Genomic DNA, 16,674 nt, shown 5'->3' with positions numbered 1-16,674 from the left:
AAGGAAGGGACCATGCTCGACGACATCACTTTCCGCCGGGCGCGCACACCCGAGGAGAACGCGGATGTGCTTCGACTGCGGGACGCGGTGTACGTGCAGGACCAGGAGCGGCTCACCGACACGGCGCAGACCGCCGACACCTTCGACAAGTTCGACGCCCAGGCCTACTACCTGCTCGCGTACGCCGGAGCCGAGGCGGTCGGCACGGTGAAGATCGTCCCGGACTCGCCCGCCGGACTGCCCTGCGAGGACGTCGCCAAGATCGACGAACTGCGCACCGGGAACCGGCTCGTGGAGTTCGGTCACCTGATGACGCTGCCGGGCATGCGCAACCGCAAGGTCGGCATGCGGCTCATGCGCGAGGCGCTGGTGCACAGCGTCCAGGTGCACCAAGTGACCTGCATCCTGGGCGACTTCTTCGTCGACGACCGTGACGGCCGGCTGCGCTCCTTCTACACCGACATCGGATTCGTCCCGGTCCACGGGCCCTATCTGGACCCCCGCTTCACCGGCGCACCGCTGAGCATGGTCGCCGCCCTCGACGTGCCGGCGGCGGCCCGCCGCTGCAAGGAAGAGGGCGACGACGCCAACCAGGTGCTCAGGTATTTCTTCCAGGACTTCGACGCCTACGCGAGGGGATCGTCCGAGTATGCGGACATACCGGCAGGTTCTGGCCGAGGCTAAGGCGGCCCACAACCACCCCACCTACGCGAAGATGGCGTTCGTCATGGGATGCGGTGTCCAGGGTGGGGGCACCGGATCCACCGTCCTCGACGACGCGGGGCAGTCCTTCCTCGCCCTGTTCGACCAGTACGGCAACCAGTCCCTCGGCTACTCCCACCCGCGGATCATCGCCGCGATCCGCGACCAGCTCGACTCCGGGGTCCTCAACAGCACCAAGATCATGTTCGAGGAGGTGCAGATCCGCCTCACCGAGCGGCTGGCGGAACTCACGGACCAGGAGCTGCCGTTCGCCTATCTCGCCAACGGCGGCGGCGAGACGATCGACAACGCCCTGAAGCTGGCGCGGGCGGCCACCGGCCGCCCGCGGTTCATCAGCGCGCTCGGCTGCTTCCACGGCAAGACCTTCGCCACGCTCGGCGCGGCCGCCCGGCCCGAGCACCAGGAACGGCTCGGCCCGCTCATGTCCGAGTTCCAGCAGGTGCCTTTCGGTGACCTGGACGCGCTGGCCGAGGCCCTGGACGACACCGTGGCCGCCGTCCTGCTCGAACCCGTGCAGGCGGAGGCCGGCGTCGTCACCCCGCCGCCGGACTACCTGCGCGAGGTCAGGCGCCTGTGCACCGAGGCCGGCGCGCTGCTCATCCTGGACGAGATGCAGACCGCGTTCGGCCGGTGCGGCACCTTCTTCGCGTACCAGCAGTACGGCATCACCCCGGACCTGATCTGCGTCGGCAAGGCGTTCGGCGGCGGCATGCTCGCGCTGTCCGCCGTGGTGGGCACCGAGGAGGTCTGGAAGGTCCTGCGCGACCTGCCCTCCACCTTCGGCTCCAGCCTCGGCGGCAACCCGCTGGCGTGCCGGGTCGGCCTGGAGACGATCGACATCGCCTCGGACGAGGCGTTCCTCGCCGACATCCGGGCCAAGGGGGAGCGGATCACCGCCCGGCTGGCCGCGGCGGCCGCCCGGTACCCCGAGGTGATCGCGGAACACCGCGGCATCGGCATGATGCACGGCCTCGAACTGCGGGACGACAGCCTGACCGGACTGGTCCTGGGACGGCTCATCGAGGAGGGCGTGACCTCCACGTACTCCCTCTACAACCCCCGTGTGCTGCGCGTCCAGCCGCCCCTGGTCATCTCCGACGCCGACCTCGAACGGGGCCTGGACGTCCTCGACGAGGTCCTCGCCGAGGCCGACGCGGCCCGGGGCAGCGTACGCCCGACGGCGGCGCTGTCCCCGCTCACCCGCACCGTCCCCCTCGCGCGGCCCGCCGAGGACGTCGTCCGGCTGCTGCACGAACGCCCGCGGCTCCTCGACCCGTTCGCCCGCGACACCCGGGCCGACCCGCGGGACTCGGAGGAGGACTTCGGCGGCCGGATCGGCCAGGACGAGGTGGTCTGGCCCGACCGGGTCGAACGGGGTGAGGACGGGGTCGCGCTGCGCGCGGACCCGTGCTGGCTGTGGCAGGAGCTGGCCCGCACCGTCGTGGTGCGTCCGGCGGCCGGCGGAGGCTGCACCGTCGACGTCGAGATCGCCTGGGACACCGGCAGCGGCGGCTACGAGGAGATGCTCGGCGGCCGGATCGCCCTGTTCGCCGAGGAGCGACTCACCCACCTGCTGGCCCGTCTGGAGAAGGAGTTGGAGAACGCGTGAGCATGACCATCGCGGAGCTCGGCGAGCGCTACCGCGAGCACACCGACGCACGGCTGACCGAGATCGACATCTCGGGCCAGCGGCGCGTCATCACCTACAGCCGGCTCCATGAGCTCGCCACGGAGCGCGCGGAGCGGCTGGCGGCGGCCGGTGTGGAGCCGGGGCACCTCGTCGGCATCCGCGCGCCCAGCACCATCGACTGGGCGCTGTGGGACCTCGCGACGCTGATGCGCGGAGCGGTGGTCAAGGCGTTCCCCGAGGACACCGAGATTCCGGACCCGGCCGGATTCATCGCCCGGCACGAGCTCGCCCTGCTGATCGCCGACGGCCTCACGGCCGACTGCCCCGCGGCGATCGCACCGGACGCGCTGCCCGGCCCGGACGTCGTGCCGGACACGGCGGGACGCGTGGACCGCGACCAGGTCCACAGCCTCGTCTACTCCTCGGGCACCTCGGGAAAGCTCAAGGGTCTCAACATCACGGCCAAGGGCTCCGAGTACGTGATCAACCAGTTCGTCGAGGCGTACCGCCTCACCGCGGACGACAGCCATCTGATCTTCCTGCCGCTCTCCAACTACCAGCAGCGGCTCTCCCTCTACTGCTGCCTGTGGCTCGGCGCCGACCTGACGCTCGCCCCCTACCAGCGCGTCTTCCAGGTGATCCGCAGCGAACGGCCCACCTTCCTGATAGGCCCCCCGGTCTTCTACGACACGGCGCTCCAGCTGTACCGCAAGACCGGCGGCACGAGCACGCTCGGGGAATTCCTGGGCGGCGCCATCCGGTTCCTGATCACGGGCATGGCCCCCATCAGACGGGAGACGCTGGACGCGTTCTGGGAGAGGGACGTGAAGCTCCTGGAGGTCTACGGCCTGAACGAGACCGGAATGGTGGCCTGGAACACCGAGGACGCGCACCGGCTCGGCACCGTCGGCAAGCTCCTCGACACCGGCCATGTCCGGTTCCTCGACGACGGCGAGGTGATCCTGAAGCGCCCCGCCCCCCAGAGCAGCGGCTACTTCGAGCTCCCCGACGACGGCGCGGACGAGACGTACCGCCCCGACGGGAGCATCGCCACGGGCGACTTCGGCGTGCTCGACGACGACGGCTTCCTCACCCTCATCGGCCGCAAGAAGGACGTGATCGTCCTGGGCAACGGGCGCAAGGTGCATCCCGCCCTGATCGAGGACGCCTTCGCCGGGCTCGACGGCATCGCGGACATCATCGTGGTGCCCACCCCGGAGACCGGCCGGCTCGGAGCCGTGGTCACCACCACCGACCCCGAGGACGCCGCCCTGCCCGCCAAGGTGCGCGCACGCATCGAGGAGGTCAACCGCGGGCTCGACACCCATCAGCGCGTCGTCTCCGTGATCTTCTCCGCGCGGCAACTGCGCTCCGACCCGCGCTTCATGACGGGCAATCTGAAGCTGAGCCGGGCCAGTGTGGCGCGGCACTTCGCCGACACGGTGCGCGGCGCGGCCGCCGAAGGGACGGGACCGCGGTGACCCCGGAGCCGGAGGCGGCACCCGCCGCTCCCTCGATCGTCGACGCGCAGGTCAACCTGGCCAGCCTGCTCGCCATTCCCCGGTCCTTCGTCGAGCACCAGGCCGCCAACGTCCACCACCGGCTCGACGCCTACGGCGTGGCCGGCCGGCCCGACCGCGTACGCAACCAGGTCTTCTCCCTGTACGCGGACGACGACGGCGACCAGCTGGTCGCCGAGATGGACGAGGCGGGGATCGACCAGGCGTTCCTCGTGGCGCCCGACTACTCGCACGCGGCCGACTGCGCGCTGACCCAGCCGGAACTGGCCGCCCTGCACGACCGGGTGAACCGCCGTCACCCCGGCCGCTTCCACGTCTTCTGGGGTGTGGACCCGCGCGGCGGACAGGACGGGCTCGACCTGTTCGAGCGGTGCGTCACGGAGTACGGATTCGCCGGGATGAAGCTCTACCCGCCCTGCGGGTACGAGCCCGGCGACCCGCGCCTGTACCCGTACTTCGAGCGCTGCGCCCACTACGGCATCCCGGTGCTCACCCACACGGGACCCGGCTGGGGGCCGCTGGACTTCACCTACGGCAGCCCGCTGCTCGTGGACCGGGCGGCCCGGGACTTCCCCGGGGTGGACTTCATCCTCGGCCACGGCGGGGTCACCCACGTCGACGAGGCCACCTACCTCTGCGCGCACCGGCCCAACGTCCACCTGGACATCAGCCAGTTCCACTCGGTACTCAGCGCCGACGGCTGGCAGACGCATCTCAACCGGCTCTTCCGGGCCGGCATCTCGCACAAGATCCTCTTCGGGACCTGCTGGCCGTCCTTCCGGTTGTCGGAGTCGCTCGGGGGACTCGTGAAGGAGTTCTCGCGCGGAGCACCGGCCGTGGCCGGCCTGCGGGAGGCCGAACGGAAAATGATCATGAGCGGCAACAGCCTCCGCCTCTTGGGGCGGAAACCTGCGGAGCAAAGGGGTGGTCGGCCGTGAACGAGGACGTCGCCGCGGTGGAGAAGGATCTCGTCGCGTGGGTGGAGAACTGGAACGAGGGGGAGGTGGAGGCCGACATCCGCGCCGAGACGGAGCTGACCCATTCCGGGCTGCTCGACTCGATGGCGCTGGTGGGTCTCATCTCCTACCTGGAGGAGCGGAGCGACCGGGAGTTCGACTACGCGACCTTCGATCCGGGTGACGGGGTCAGCATCCGCAGCCTGGTGGAGCACTGCCTTCAGTGATCGTCTACGACGGCCACTGCCATGTGGCATCCACCGACTTCGTCCCGGCGGCATTCGTCGAAGGGGTGGCGGAGAACGTCCACAGCCGGCTGTCCGCACGCGGGTCCGCGCCGTCGCCCGCCCGCATCGCGGACGGCTACCAGGCGCAGCACCAGGACCATCTCGCCGACGGCCTGGTCGCCGAGATGGACCGGGCCGGGATCGACCGCTCGGTCCTCCTGGTGCCCGACTTCAGCCACCGGATGGCCTGCCCGCTGACCCCGCAGGAGATGGCCGAGCGGCACCACCGGATCCGGCTCAGGCACCCGGGACGGTTCTGGGTCTACATCGGGATCGACCCGCGCCACGGCCCGGAGAACCTCACGTTCTTCGAGTCGACCCTGGACGACTACGGCTTCGACGGCATCAAGCTCTACCCGCCGTGCGGCTACTCGCCCTCGGACCGGACTCTGTACCCCTACTACGAGGTGTGCGCCGCGCGGTCGCTGCCGGTCTTCGTGCACACCGGCCCCAGTGTGCCGAGCCTCGACACGGAACTGGCCCATCCGCTCCACATCGACCAGGCGGCCCGCGACTTCCGCGGCGTCGACTTCGTCCTGGGGCACGCCGGGGTGACCAACGTGGAGACGGGCGCCTATCTCGCGGCGCACCGGCCCAACGTGTACCTGGACATCGGCGGGTTCGCCAGCGCCGCCACCCTGCGGAGCTGGCCGCACCACCTCAACCGGCTCTTCCGGATGGGGATCAACCACAAGGTGATCTTCGGGACGGACTGGCCGCTGGGCCGGATGTCGGGAGGGCTCGGCCGCACGATGCGGGAGGTGCTCGAAGGGCCGACCGTCTTCGACGGCGTGTCCCGGCGGGACCGTGCGCTGCTGCTGCACGAGAACCTGCTCCGGGTGCTGGCCCCGGCCAGCCGCCCGGCGGACACCGCCCCGAAGGCCCCTGGCCGGAGCCGGTCGTGAACCGGCCGGCCGGGGCCCCGGTCCCGCTAGGCGGCGATGAGCTCGCTGTCGTCGTCGATGCTGGTCAGGAATTCGCTGAGGAAGTCCTCGAAATGGTTGAAGGACTCGGCCCGGAACAGCACCGGCTGGTATTTCTCCACCAGGTAGCCCTGGCGTCCCATGGCGGCCGCGTCGAACGGATGGATATCCGCTCCGAGGAAGTAGTCCATTTCCCCGCACGAGGACAGCAGGCTGGCCCCGCAGGCCTTGGTCCGGCCGTCCTCGATTACCAGACCGTATTCGATGGTGAACCAGAAGACCCGGGACACCAGACTGACCGCTTCATCGGACTCGAGGCGGCGCACGGTCTTTCCCAGGAGTTCGTAGAGCGTCGCCCATCGATTACTGGAAAGGTGCGTTCCGTGCCCCACCACCTCATGGATCATGTCCGGTTCCGGCGAAAAGCGCGGAAACGAAGGGTGGCGTATGTACTGGGTCGCCTGGAACCTTCGGTCGGCCAGCGATCCATAGAAGTCGCGCTGCGCCACCAATCCCGCGGCCGGACCGAAGGTGAACCCGGTGAGCGTCTGCACGCGCGCTGACACCTCGCTGAGCTGCGGAAGCCTGTCGTGACGCAGGTCGAGCTGCTCCGACGCGTCGATGAATTCACGGCACGCGTGCACACGGTGCTTGGCGGACAATTCCGCGCTCACCGTGCGCCACGTCTCGTGCTCGGCCTCCGTATAAGGAATGTCGGGTGCCGGTTCATCGGGCTTGTGTCGTAATGCGAGATCGGCTATACGGGCCCGGTGTTCCTGATACGGCCGGTCCTGGTAACCGGGGTGGTCCTTTGCGAAGATCACGGACACGCGTCCGTGCTCATTCTTGATTACCGGAGAGTAAAGGGTGGCTTCCTTGAACATCAGAACCGCCTGGTGGATGACGATGATTGAAGCGCTCAACGTATGCTAACGGGTCGTCGAGTGAGTGTCACCCCTGGAGGGTTATAGGTAGCCGGTACTCATTGCGAATAGCCGGAGGCTACGATATGGATTCCAGAAAGGAAACCATGAAAATTCGGACTCCTCGATGGACGGCCGGCCGAGCCGGCGCGGACCTCGCCGACCCCTACTTGTACACCGACGAGACCCATCTGGAAATGTGGCGGCAGGCGCGATCCGGACATCCGGTGGCGTGGACGGAGTCGGAGCTGGCCGGCGGCTTCTGGTCGGTCGTGAGCCATGCCGAGGGCTCGGAGGTGATCCGACGGCCGACGAGCTTCGTCTCCGTCGAGGGGATGCGCCTCCAGGCCAACCCCGCGGGAGTGCGGGCCGCCGCCGGACGCATGCTCGTCGTCTCCGACGGCGCCGAGCACCGGCGCCTGCGGGGCGTGCACCAGGCGTGGTTCAACGCACGCTCCGTCGCCGCCCTCGTCCCCACGCTCGGCGCCCGCATCGAGGAGCGCCTCGACGCCCTCCTGGCGCGCGGCACCTCCTTCGACGCGATCGCCGAACTCACGGCCGAGGTGCCGCGGTGGGCCCTCTTCGACCTGCTGGGCGTTCCCGAGGAGGAGCAGGAGGTCCTCGCCCGCACGATGGAGGCCGCCTTCGACGACTCCGACCCCGGACCCGCCGGCGAGGCGGCCCGCACCGCCGCGCACACGCAGATATTCGGCCACTTCGGGGACCTGCTCGACCTGCGCAGGGAGGAGCCGGGCGACGACATCGTCTCCGCGCTCGCCGAAGCCGCCCCGGACGGCGTCCCGTTGACCGACGACGAGATCCTGCTCAACTGCGACGGCCTGATGAACGGCGGCCTGGAGACCACCTCGCACGCGCTCGCCGGCGCCCTGCTGGTCTTCGCCCGCCGGCCCGAGGTGTGGCGGCGGCTGAGGGAGGACCCGGGGCTGATCGACACGGCGGTCGAGGAGATCCTTCGGTGGACCTCACCGGCCCTGCACGCCCTGCGCACCGCCGCCGAGGACACCGTCCTCGGCGACGCCAGGATCGCCGCGGGCGACCGGATCGCGGTCTGGTACCCCTCCTGCAACCGTGACGAGAAGGTCTTCGCCGACCCCGACACCTTCCGGCTCGACCGCCGACCCAACCCGCACATCGCCTTCGGCGGCGGGCCCCACTACTGCATCGGCGCCACCCTGACCCGCCTGGAGCTGCGGTGCGTCCTGGCGGCCGCGGTCGAACGGATCGCGGAGATCGAGGTCGTCGGCGACGCGGTGCGGCGCCCGTCCAACTTCCTCCAGGGCCTGTCCCGCCTCCACATCGGTCTCACACCGGCCCGGCGGCCAGGCCCGCCGCGCGGCCCGGCGCCCGAAGCCCCCGAGAAGGAGGACGAAGCCTCGCCCGACCTGCGCATCGCCCTGCCGGGCGCGGACACCGGAGCGGACACCGCGACCGTCGAGGTGCGCAGCAACGAGGAGGTCACCTTCGGCCGGGGCCTGACCGACGCCCCCGCCGACGTCTTCGTCGACGACCCCACCGGCGAACCCGTCGCCGGACGGATCCGGGCCGCCGAGGACGGACTGTGGTTCATCACCAACCTCAGCCGGGCCCGCACCTACGTGGTCGAGAACGAGGAGGGCGGCGGCGAGTACGTCTGCGTCGCCCCGGGCCGCGTCGACATGCCCGTCCCGTTCACGCACGCCAGGATCAGCCTGCCGTCCGCCTCCGGCCCGACCTACCTGTCCGTCAGCGCGCCGACCCCGGCCAACGCGTACGCCGCCGACGCGGAACCCGCCGAGCAGCCCGCCCCGGCGTTCGCCCTCGACCCCCGGGCCAAGTACTTCCTGGTCCTGGTCGCGCTGTGCGAGCCCCAGCTGCGCACGCCCGCGACGGTGGCCATTCCCAGCACCGCCGAGATCGTCCGCAGACTGAGTCCCCTCGCGTCCTGCCACCGGATCAGCCCGGCCGCGGTCAACTTCCACATCGAGTACATCGCCCGGCACAAGCTGGGCGTACGCAACCAGCAGCCGCCGTCGGGCCGTTCCGGCGGGAACTGGCTGCGCCAGGCGGTCGTCTCCACCGCACTGCGGTTCCGGTTGGTGTGGACCGAACACCTGGCTCTGCTGCCGGCCGCCGACGCGCGCTGACGGTCAGGGCGCGCCGCGCAGTCGCCGGGAGACCAGCTCGGCGACCGCCGCCGCGGGCCCGGTCGCCAGCAACTGGTGATGGGTGCAGTCGAGCCGCACGTCCTCGATCTCGCCGTCCACGTACGGTCCCCAGGCCTCGGCGGCGGACGACAGTCCGTCGCCCCGGTCGAGGCCCGCGGTCACGAACAGCACGGCACCGCGGAACGGCTTGGGGTCGAAGGTCCGGGCCAGCTCGTGGTTGTTCTCGAAGACCCGGACCACGGCGTCCAGTTGGTCCCCGGTCAGACCGAGGGCCGCGGCGCGGTCCGCGCCGTCCGGTGCCGCGCCGTCCACCCCCAGGGCCTCGGAGACCGCGGCGAGCGCGTCCTGTCTGGTGACCGCCGACCCCGGGCCGCCGTCCTGCGGCGATGCCTCCACGTCGCCGGGGTAGCCGTCCATCACGCACAGCAGCGGCACCTCTTCCCCCTGTTCCTGGAGGAGGACCGCCATCGCGTGGGCGACGAGACCGCCGAACGACCAGCCCAGGAGGTGATAGGGGCCGGCCGGCTGGACCTCGCGCAGCTTCTCGACGTACTCCGCCGCCATCTCCTCGACGCTCGCCGGGAGTTCACCGGCCGGGGAGATGCCCCGCGCCTGCACGCCGTGGATCGGGTGGTCGGCCGGGACGTGGGCGAGCAGCGCGGAATAGCACCAGGCGAGACCGCCGCCGGGATGCACGCAGAACAGGGCGTGGCCCGGCCCGGACGAGCGCAGCGGCAGCACGGTCCGGAAGTCGTCGTGCTCCAGGGGGTCCCGGTGCGCGGGCCGGTCCGTCAGACGCAGCGCGAGCTCCGCCACGGTGGGCGCCTCGAACAGCGTCCTGATCCCCAGGTGGTGCCCGGTGGCCGAGCGGATCCGGCCGACCAGGCGCGCCGCGAGCAGGGAGTGGCCGCCGAGCCGGAAGAAGTCGTCCTCGGCTCCCACGGCGGCCACCCCCAGCTCCTGGGCGAAGAGGCGGGAGAGCAGCTCCTCCGTGGCTCCGCGCGGCGCGCGGGTGATGGCCGCCGCGCCGAACTCCGGTCGCGGCAGCGCCTCGCGGTCGATCTTGCCGTTCGTGGTCAGCGGCACCTCGTCGATCACGATCAGCACCGAGGGCACCATGTGGTCGGGCAGGACGCTCTCCACGTGGCGGCGCAGCTCCGCCGGTTCGGGGCGGGCGCCCGCGTCGGGCACGACGTACCCGACGAGGTGGACGTCCCCGGCGGGCGCGGTGTGCGTGGTGACCACGGCACGGGTCACCGCGGGATGACCGGCGAGCGCCGTCTCGACGTCGCCGAGTTCGATGCGGAACCCGCGGACCTTGACCTGGTCGTCCGCACGGCCGATGAAGGAGACGGTCCCGTCAGGGCGCCACCGGACGAGATCTCCGGTGCGGTACATCCGGGAGCCCGGCGGACCCCACGGATCGGCGACGAACCGCTGTGCGGTCAGGCCCGGTCGGCCCAGATAGCCCCGTGCCACGCCGGTCCCGCCCACGTACAGCTCGCCCTTCACGCCGACGGGGACGGGACGCAGCCGTTCGTCGAGGACGTAGAGGCGGTTGCCGGGCTGGCGGGTGCCGATCGTGATCTGGCCGGGTGCCAGCCGCTGTCCCGGCTCGACGGCGTACTCGGTGCACGTCACCGTGATCTCGGTGGGGCCGTAGACGTTGTGGGCCCGGAGGCCGGGACGTCTACGCCGCGACAGCTCCAGCGCCTCGGCGGTGAGGGGCTCGCCGCCGAGCATCAGGTCGACGGTCGGCACGAAGGCCGGGGGCAGGGCGTCGAGCAGCGCGAGGTGGCTCGGGGTCGCGCTGAGGAGGGTGCAGGGATGGTCCGCCAGCCACGCCTCCAGCTCCGGGTCGTACTCCAGGGGGGAGAGGAGCACGCAGCCGCCCACGATCAGCGGCGCGAACAGGGTCGTGACGGAGATGTCGAAGGTCACCGACGAGCCCAGCAGGGCGACCCCGCGCGCACCGGGGTACTTCTGGCCCATCCAGGCGATGTAGTCGATCAGGGCACGGTGCGGGACGACGACCCCTTTGGGCGTGCCGGTGGACCCCGAGGTGTAGATGACGTAGGCCGGGTGGAGGTCCCTGAGCGGGGCGCGGCGGTCGTCGTCCGTGAGGTCGGCGTCGGCGCCCGGCTCGACGGGTGCGGGCCGGTCGACGTGCCAGACGGGCACGCCGACGTCCGGCAGGCCGTCGCGCACGGAGTCGGTGGTGAGGAGCAGCGAGGCCCGGGAGTCCGTCAGCATGAAGGAGAAGCGGTCGGCCGGATAGCCCGGGTCCAGGGGCAGATAGGCGGCGCCCGCCTTCATCACGGCGAGCAGGCAGACCAGCAGGTCGACGGACCTCTCCACGGCGACGGCCACCACGTCCTCGGGTCCCGTGCCGAAGGCCACCAGACGGCGGGCGAGCCGGTTCGCCCGCGCGTTGAGTCCGGCGTGGGTCAGTACGTCCTTGCCGTACCGGGCCGCGGGCAGGTCAGGGGTACGGGCGGCCTGCCGTTCCACGAGTTCGACCAGGGAGGACGCCGGAGTGCCGTCGCTGGGACGGGTGTCGTCCCCGGCGCCGCCCCAGTCGTGCAGCAGCCTGCGGCGTTCGGCGGTGTCCAGCAGGTCGATGTCGTGGACGGGGACGTCCGGGTCGGCCACCACCGTGTTCACCAGCCGTACGAGGCGGGAGGCCAGGGACTCGACCGTGGCGTGGTCGAACAGCTCGGTGTCGTAGTCGACGACGCAGCGGATGCCCTGGGGCGCGCCGGCGGGTCCGTACTCCTCCTCCACCTGGAACAGCAGGTCGAACTTGGTGGAGCTGGTCACCGTCTCCACCGGCGTCACTTCCAGGGCGCCCAGGCGCCAGGGCGCGGTGGAGCGGACCTCGAAGGTCAGCATGGTCTGGAAGAGCGGGTGCCGGTTGAGCGAGCGGTCGGGGTTGACCGCCTCCACCAGCCTCTCGAACGGCAGGTCCTGGTGCGAGTAGGCCGCCAGATCGCCGTCGCGCACGCGGGCGAGCAGCTCCCGGAAGGTCGGGTCCCCGGAGAGGTCGGCGCGGAGCACGACGGTGTTCACGAAGAAGCCGACGAGCTCCTCGAACTCCTCCTCGGTGCGGCCCGCGACGGCCGAGCCCAGCGGAATGTCCGTGCCGGCCCCGAGCCGCGAGAGCAGCGTCGCCACGGCGGTCTGCAGCACCATGAAGACCGTCGCCCGGCTCTCCTTGGCCAGCGCGGCGAGGCGGGTCTGCACGGCGGTGCCGAGCCGGAACTGAAGGCTGCCCGCGCGGTGCGCCGACACGGCAGGGCGTGGCCGGTCGTAGGGCAGCTCCAGCTCGGGCGGCAGCCCCTCCAGGGCGGACGTCCAGTACCGCAACTGCCGTGCCTGAAGGCTGCCCTGGTCGTCCGGATCGCCCAGGAAGTCGCGCTGCCAGGCCACGTAGTCGGCGTACTGCGCGGGCAGCGGCTCCTCCCATTCCGGCGCGTCGCCCGCGCACCGTGCCTCGTACGCCGTGGTGAGATCCGCGGTCAACGGCCCGATCGACCAGCCGTCGGCGGCGATGTGGTGGGAAAGGACCAGCAGGACGTGCTCACTCTCGCCGAGCACGAACAGCAGGCATCGGACGGGGAGCTCGGTGCCGAGGTCGAAGACGTGGCGTGCCGCCTCGTGGATGTCCTCGGCCAGCCGCTCCGGATCGCTCTGCCGTATGAGGAAGTCGGGCCGGGCGCGCTCGCCCTCCCGGACCTCCTGGTAGGGCTCGCCGTCGACTTCCAGGTAGCCGGTGCGCAGCACCTCGTGCCGCTCGACGACGTCGTCGAAGGCCTGGATCAGCGCGTCGCGGTCGAGGTGTCCGGTCAGCCGGAGTGCCAGGGGCACGTTGTAGGCGGAGCCCTGTTCTTCGATTCGGGACAGAAACCACAGTCTGCGTTGGGCGTAGGAAAGCGGGATCATTGGTTCCCCCATCCGATGACGGTATGACGCGGTGGTCCTACGGCTTTTCGGCCACGGTTTCTGACGCGGCCGCAGCCTCCGGCTCGGGCTGATGGAGAGGAATGTCCCGCATGCCCCGCAAAGGCGAGAAGAACAGCCAAAGGCCCGCGCAGCAGCCGCCGATGACGGCGATCCACAGGGTGGTCTGGACGCCGAAGACGGTGGCGAGCCCACCGCCGACGATGCCGCCGACCGGCAGCGTGCCCCAGGTGATCCAGCGTGCCGCGGCACTGACCCGGCCGAGCAGCTCCGGCGGGCAGGCAGCCTGGCGGTAACTGGTCAGCGAGATGCCCGCGACGGTGGAGGAGAAGGTCCACGAGATCCAGCCGAAGCCGAACAGGAGCACCCACCAGCCGGATCCGGCCATCGGGATGAGCAGGCCCGGCAGCGAGAGGACGGTCATCGAGATCCAGCTGATCCGCGCGGAGCCGAACCTGCGGGCGAGGTACTTGGCCGCCACGCCGCCCGCCACACCGCCGACGGCCCCCAGCGCGAGGAGCAGTCCGACCAGGCCGGGGCGCAGGTCGAGCGTGCGGATCAGGAAGACCGGGCCCAGGGTCTCCACGATGATGACGAAGAAGTTGGCGGTGCCGTTGAACGCCACCGAGTTGCGCAGGATGCGGTCGCGCAGGACGTAGTCGAGGCCTTCACGGATCTGCGAGCGCATCGTCGGCTTCGGGCCCGGGTCGGGCTTGCGCCGGGGTTCCGGGGTACGGATGCCCGACAGCGCGGTCGCGGAGAGAGCGAAGGAGACCGCGTCGGCCGCCATGGCCCCCGCGGCCCCGATCAGCGTCACGAGCCCCGCGCCCGAGCTGGGCCCGGCGACCTGCGCGACCGACCGGGAGGCGGCCAGCTTGCCGTTGCCGTCGAGGAGTTGGTGGTGTTCGAGGACCGCGGGGAGATAGGCCTGGTAGGCGACCGCGAAGAAGACGGAGAGGACGCTGGAGACCAGCGCGACGGCGTAGAGGTGGACAAGGGTGAGGGCATCGAGGGCATGGGCGAGCGGCACCGAACCGATCACCAGGAAGAGCGCGATGTCGCACCAGATCATCAGCCGCCGTTTGGCGACCCGGTCCACGATGGCGCCGGCCGGCAGCGCGACCAGGAGGTACGCGCTCGTCTCCGCCGCCGCCAACAGGCCGACCTGGAAGGGGGTGGCATCCAGCAGCACGACGGCGACCAGAGGCAGGGCGAGAACGGTGATCTGCGTCCCCATCTCGCTGACCGTCTGACCGCTCCATAACAACAGGAATTCGCGATTCTGCCAGATCGAGGATTTTTTTCTGCTGTCGTCGACCATTCGTCAGATAGTGTCATCAGCCCCAACACATGTCCATGCCACCCTCCGACGCACACGTCACTGAATTCCCCTTTGTCGAGGCGCCAACTCACAGGTTCGGAACAAAAGAGACGGACGTGACTATGTGTTCATCCGGGCGTGTCTTTGTGCCGGTACGAGCGTGACTACGGGCCCCACGGAATGGGGCGAGTGCGCCACGCCCGTACGCGGCAGGGCGGGCGCCCTGGCCCTCCTGCTCGGCGCCGACGTGGCCGTCCAGTTCGGGTCCGCCGCGGCCGCCCTGCTGATACCCGGCGTGGGCGTCTGGGGCGTCCTCGTCCTGCGTCTGACGGTCTCCGCGGTACTGCTGCTCGCGATCTGCCGTCCCGCCCTGCGGGGCCACGCGACCGGGGACTGGGGGGTGGCGGGCCTCCTGGGGCTGACGCTCTGCGCCTGGAACAGCTGCTTCTACCTCGCGATGGAACGCATGCCCCTGGGGCCGACCGTCACCCTGGAACTGCTCGGTCCGCTGACCCTCACGCTCCTCGGCTCCCGGCGCGCCACCGACCCGCTGTGGGCGGTGCTTGCCCTCACGGGCGTGTTCCTGCTGAGCAAGGACGGCTTCAGCGGCCTCGACCCCGCCGGAGTGGGCTTCGCGCTCTGCGCCGCGGCCCTGTGGGCCTGCTACATCCTGCTCAGCGCGCGGACCGGGGCACGCTTCCGGCGGCTCGACGGGCTGGCGGTCGCGATGGCGGTCGCCGCCGCGGTGAGCGTCCCGGTGGGGTCGGTGTTCGGGCGCGTGACCCTGCCGGAAGCGGGGGACATCTGGCTCGTCGTCGCCGTGGCCGTGCTGTCCTCGGTCGTGCCCACGGCATCGGAACTCATCGCCCTGCGCACGATTCCGCCCGTCGTCTTCTCCGTCCTGATGAGCCTCGCTCCGCCCGCGGCGGCGCTGGCCGGACTGCTCGTCCTCGGCCAGTCGCTGAGCTCGCTCCAGTGGCTGGCCATGGCGCTGGTGGTCGTCGCGTGCGGCGGGGCGCTCCTCACTCCGGGGCCTGCGCGCCGCGAGTGATAGCCGGAGCGGCCAACTCCCCTACCAGGCGCGGGGCATACGTGTCTTGACAGCGGCGGCCTCCCGGAGATCGCCTGGACCCTGCCGCGGAGCCGCGGAGCCGCGGAGCCGCGGAGCCACGGAGCCACGGAGCCACGGGGCCACGGGGCCACGGAGCCACGGGGCCGTGGAGCCGCGGTGTCCATCGAGTCGAGTACGAGGCACGGGGGAGCAACAAGCCATGCTGCGCGTGTACTTCACGTCCGAGGACCTGGCGCGGGTGCGGGTCGCCCCGGGCCCCGACCATCTGTGGGAGATCAGCAACAGCGTGCAGACCCTCCAACGGAGCGACGGGGCACGGGTGTTCGGCGAGTGGCGGCGCTGGGCGAGACCGCGGCTGCCGGACAGCTCACGGCTCCTGGCGCCCCTCCTGCCGCCGTACGGGAACTCGCCGGACTTCCTCACGCCCAGCCACGGCGGCGGGGAGACGCTGGAGGCCGCGGTCGACACGCTCGTGCGCACGCCGCGGCCGCGCCTCCACGCCGATCTGCGGCGGGTGGCCGCGTCCCGCCGTCTCCCCGGCTGGACGCACGCGCTGGCGGGCGGCGACGGCGACACCCTGCGGCAACTGGGGCAGGCGCTCCACACGTACCACCTGGAAGTGCTCGCACCGTTCTGGCGGCGCGTGCGCGTGCACATCGACGCCGACCGCATGCTGCGCATGCGCAGCCTCCTCGAGGGCGGCACCGAGGGGCTGCTGTCCGGCCTCGGCCCGCAGTTCCGCTGGCGGCCGCCGGTCCTCGAAGTCGACTACCCCGTCGATCACGAGCTGCGTCTCGACGGGCGCGGGATCATCCTGCAGCCGTCCTTCTTCTGCTGGCCCACGCCCATCACGCTCGCCGACGGCGGGCTGCCGCCCGTGCTGGTGTACCCCATCGAGCACGCGGGGGACTGGACGCGCCCCGAGGCCGAGGGCCGCCCGGACGACAGCGCGCTGGGAGCGCTCGTCGGACACACGCGCGCCGCCGTCCTGGAAGCGGTGCGCACCGGCTCCTCCACGGTCGAACTCGCCCGTCTCCTGGGGGTGACCCACCCCGCGATCAGCCAGCACATGAAGGTGCTGCGGGCGGCGGGCCTGGTGACGACGGTCCGCGGGCACGGGAGGGCGCTGCATGTGGCCACGGCGGAAGGGCAGGCGCTGCTGCGGAGTTGTGAGCGGGGAGGAGGGGCGTAGTG

Annotated in this window: 12 protein-coding genes; 9 read left to right on the top strand and 3 right to left on the bottom strand. The window is 71.1% G+C overall.

Annotation, left to right across the window (positions count from 1 at the left end; all coding sequences use genetic code 11):
- The first annotated feature begins 12 nt into the window (after positions 1-12).
- From AOK22_RS16265 to AOK22_RS16240, 6 genes are read left to right on the top strand one after another with little or no spacing between them, the layout of a single operon-like run.
- The gene (locus tag AOK22_RS16265) at positions 13-684 is read left to right on the top strand and encodes a GNAT family N-acetyltransferase (RefSeq protein WP_055699375.1); all 672 of its coding nucleotides are present in this window, start codon (positions 13-15) and stop codon (positions 682-684) included.
- Complete coding sequence (locus tag AOK22_RS16260; RefSeq protein WP_055699374.1) at positions 650-2,332, top strand: aspartate aminotransferase family protein; 1,683 nt, start codon at positions 650-652, stop codon at positions 2,330-2,332. The genes AOK22_RS16265 and AOK22_RS16260 overlap by 35 nt, the downstream gene beginning before the upstream one ends.
- A gap of 2 nt (positions 2,333-2,334) precedes the next feature.
- On the top strand, positions 2,335-3,834 hold the full coding sequence (locus AOK22_RS16255; RefSeq protein ID WP_055699373.1) for an AMP-binding protein: 1,500 nt from the start codon (positions 2,335-2,337) through the stop codon (positions 3,832-3,834).
- Positions 3,831-4,811, top strand: a complete 981-nt coding sequence (locus AOK22_RS16250; protein ID WP_055699372.1) for an amidohydrolase family protein — start codon at positions 3,831-3,833, stop codon at positions 4,809-4,811. The genes AOK22_RS16255 and AOK22_RS16250 overlap by 4 nt, the downstream gene beginning before the upstream one ends.
- Entirely contained in the window at positions 4,808-5,056 is a 249-nt protein-coding gene (locus AOK22_RS16245; protein WP_055699371.1) for a hypothetical protein, read from the top strand. The genes AOK22_RS16250 and AOK22_RS16245 overlap by 4 nt, the downstream gene beginning before the upstream one ends.
- Positions 5,053-6,021, top strand: coding sequence for an amidohydrolase family protein (locus tag AOK22_RS16240; protein ID WP_055699370.1), 969 nt, complete (start codon positions 5,053-5,055; stop codon positions 6,019-6,021). Before AOK22_RS16245 ends, AOK22_RS16240 begins: the two co-directional genes overlap by 4 nt.
- 26 nt (positions 6,022-6,047) lie before the next feature.
- On the opposite strand, the gene AOK22_RS16235 is transcribed toward AOK22_RS16240, so the two are convergent.
- Positions 6,048-6,962, bottom strand: a complete 915-nt coding sequence (locus AOK22_RS16235) for a phenylalanine 4-monooxygenase (RefSeq protein ID WP_208606406.1) — start codon at positions 6,960-6,962, stop codon at positions 6,048-6,050.
- 107 nt (positions 6,963-7,069) lie between these two features.
- Here AOK22_RS16235 and AOK22_RS40880 point away from each other — a divergent pair, with 107 nt between their 5' ends.
- A complete protein-coding gene (locus AOK22_RS40880; protein WP_141753729.1) occupies positions 7,070-9,106 on the top strand; it encodes a cytochrome P450 in 2,037 nt (678 codons plus the stop codon).
- 3 nt (positions 9,107-9,109) lie between these two features.
- Here the strand turns inward: AOK22_RS40880 and AOK22_RS16225 are convergent, their stop codons facing one another.
- On the bottom strand, positions 9,110-13,069 hold the full coding sequence (locus AOK22_RS16225) for a non-ribosomal peptide synthetase (RefSeq protein ID WP_055699369.1): 3,960 nt from the start codon (positions 13,067-13,069) through the stop codon (positions 9,110-9,112).
- Positions 13,070-13,106: 37 nt separating this feature from the next.
- A complete protein-coding gene (locus AOK22_RS16220) occupies positions 13,107-14,408 on the bottom strand; it encodes an MFS transporter (protein ID WP_055699368.1) in 1,302 nt (433 codons plus the stop codon).
- 160 nt (positions 14,409-14,568) lie between these two features.
- Between AOK22_RS16220 and AOK22_RS16215 the strand changes: the two genes are divergently transcribed.
- Entirely contained in the window at positions 14,569-15,459 is an 891-nt protein-coding gene (locus AOK22_RS16215) for an EamA family transporter (RefSeq protein WP_107101946.1), read from the top strand.
- A gap of 220 nt (positions 15,460-15,679) precedes the next feature.
- Entirely contained in the window at positions 15,680-16,672 is a 993-nt protein-coding gene (locus AOK22_RS16210; protein WP_055699367.1) for a helix-turn-helix domain-containing protein, read from the top strand.
- Positions 16,673-16,674: the final 2 nt, after the last annotated feature.

Origin of the sequence: Streptomyces silaceus (genome assembly GCF_001419745.1) — a bacterium.
GTDB lineage: Bacteria > Actinomycetota > Actinomycetes > Streptomycetales > Streptomycetaceae > Streptomyces > Streptomyces silaceus.
The sequence above is the reverse complement of the archived record's forward strand: the minus strand, read 5'-3'. Positions and strand labels throughout refer to the sequence as shown.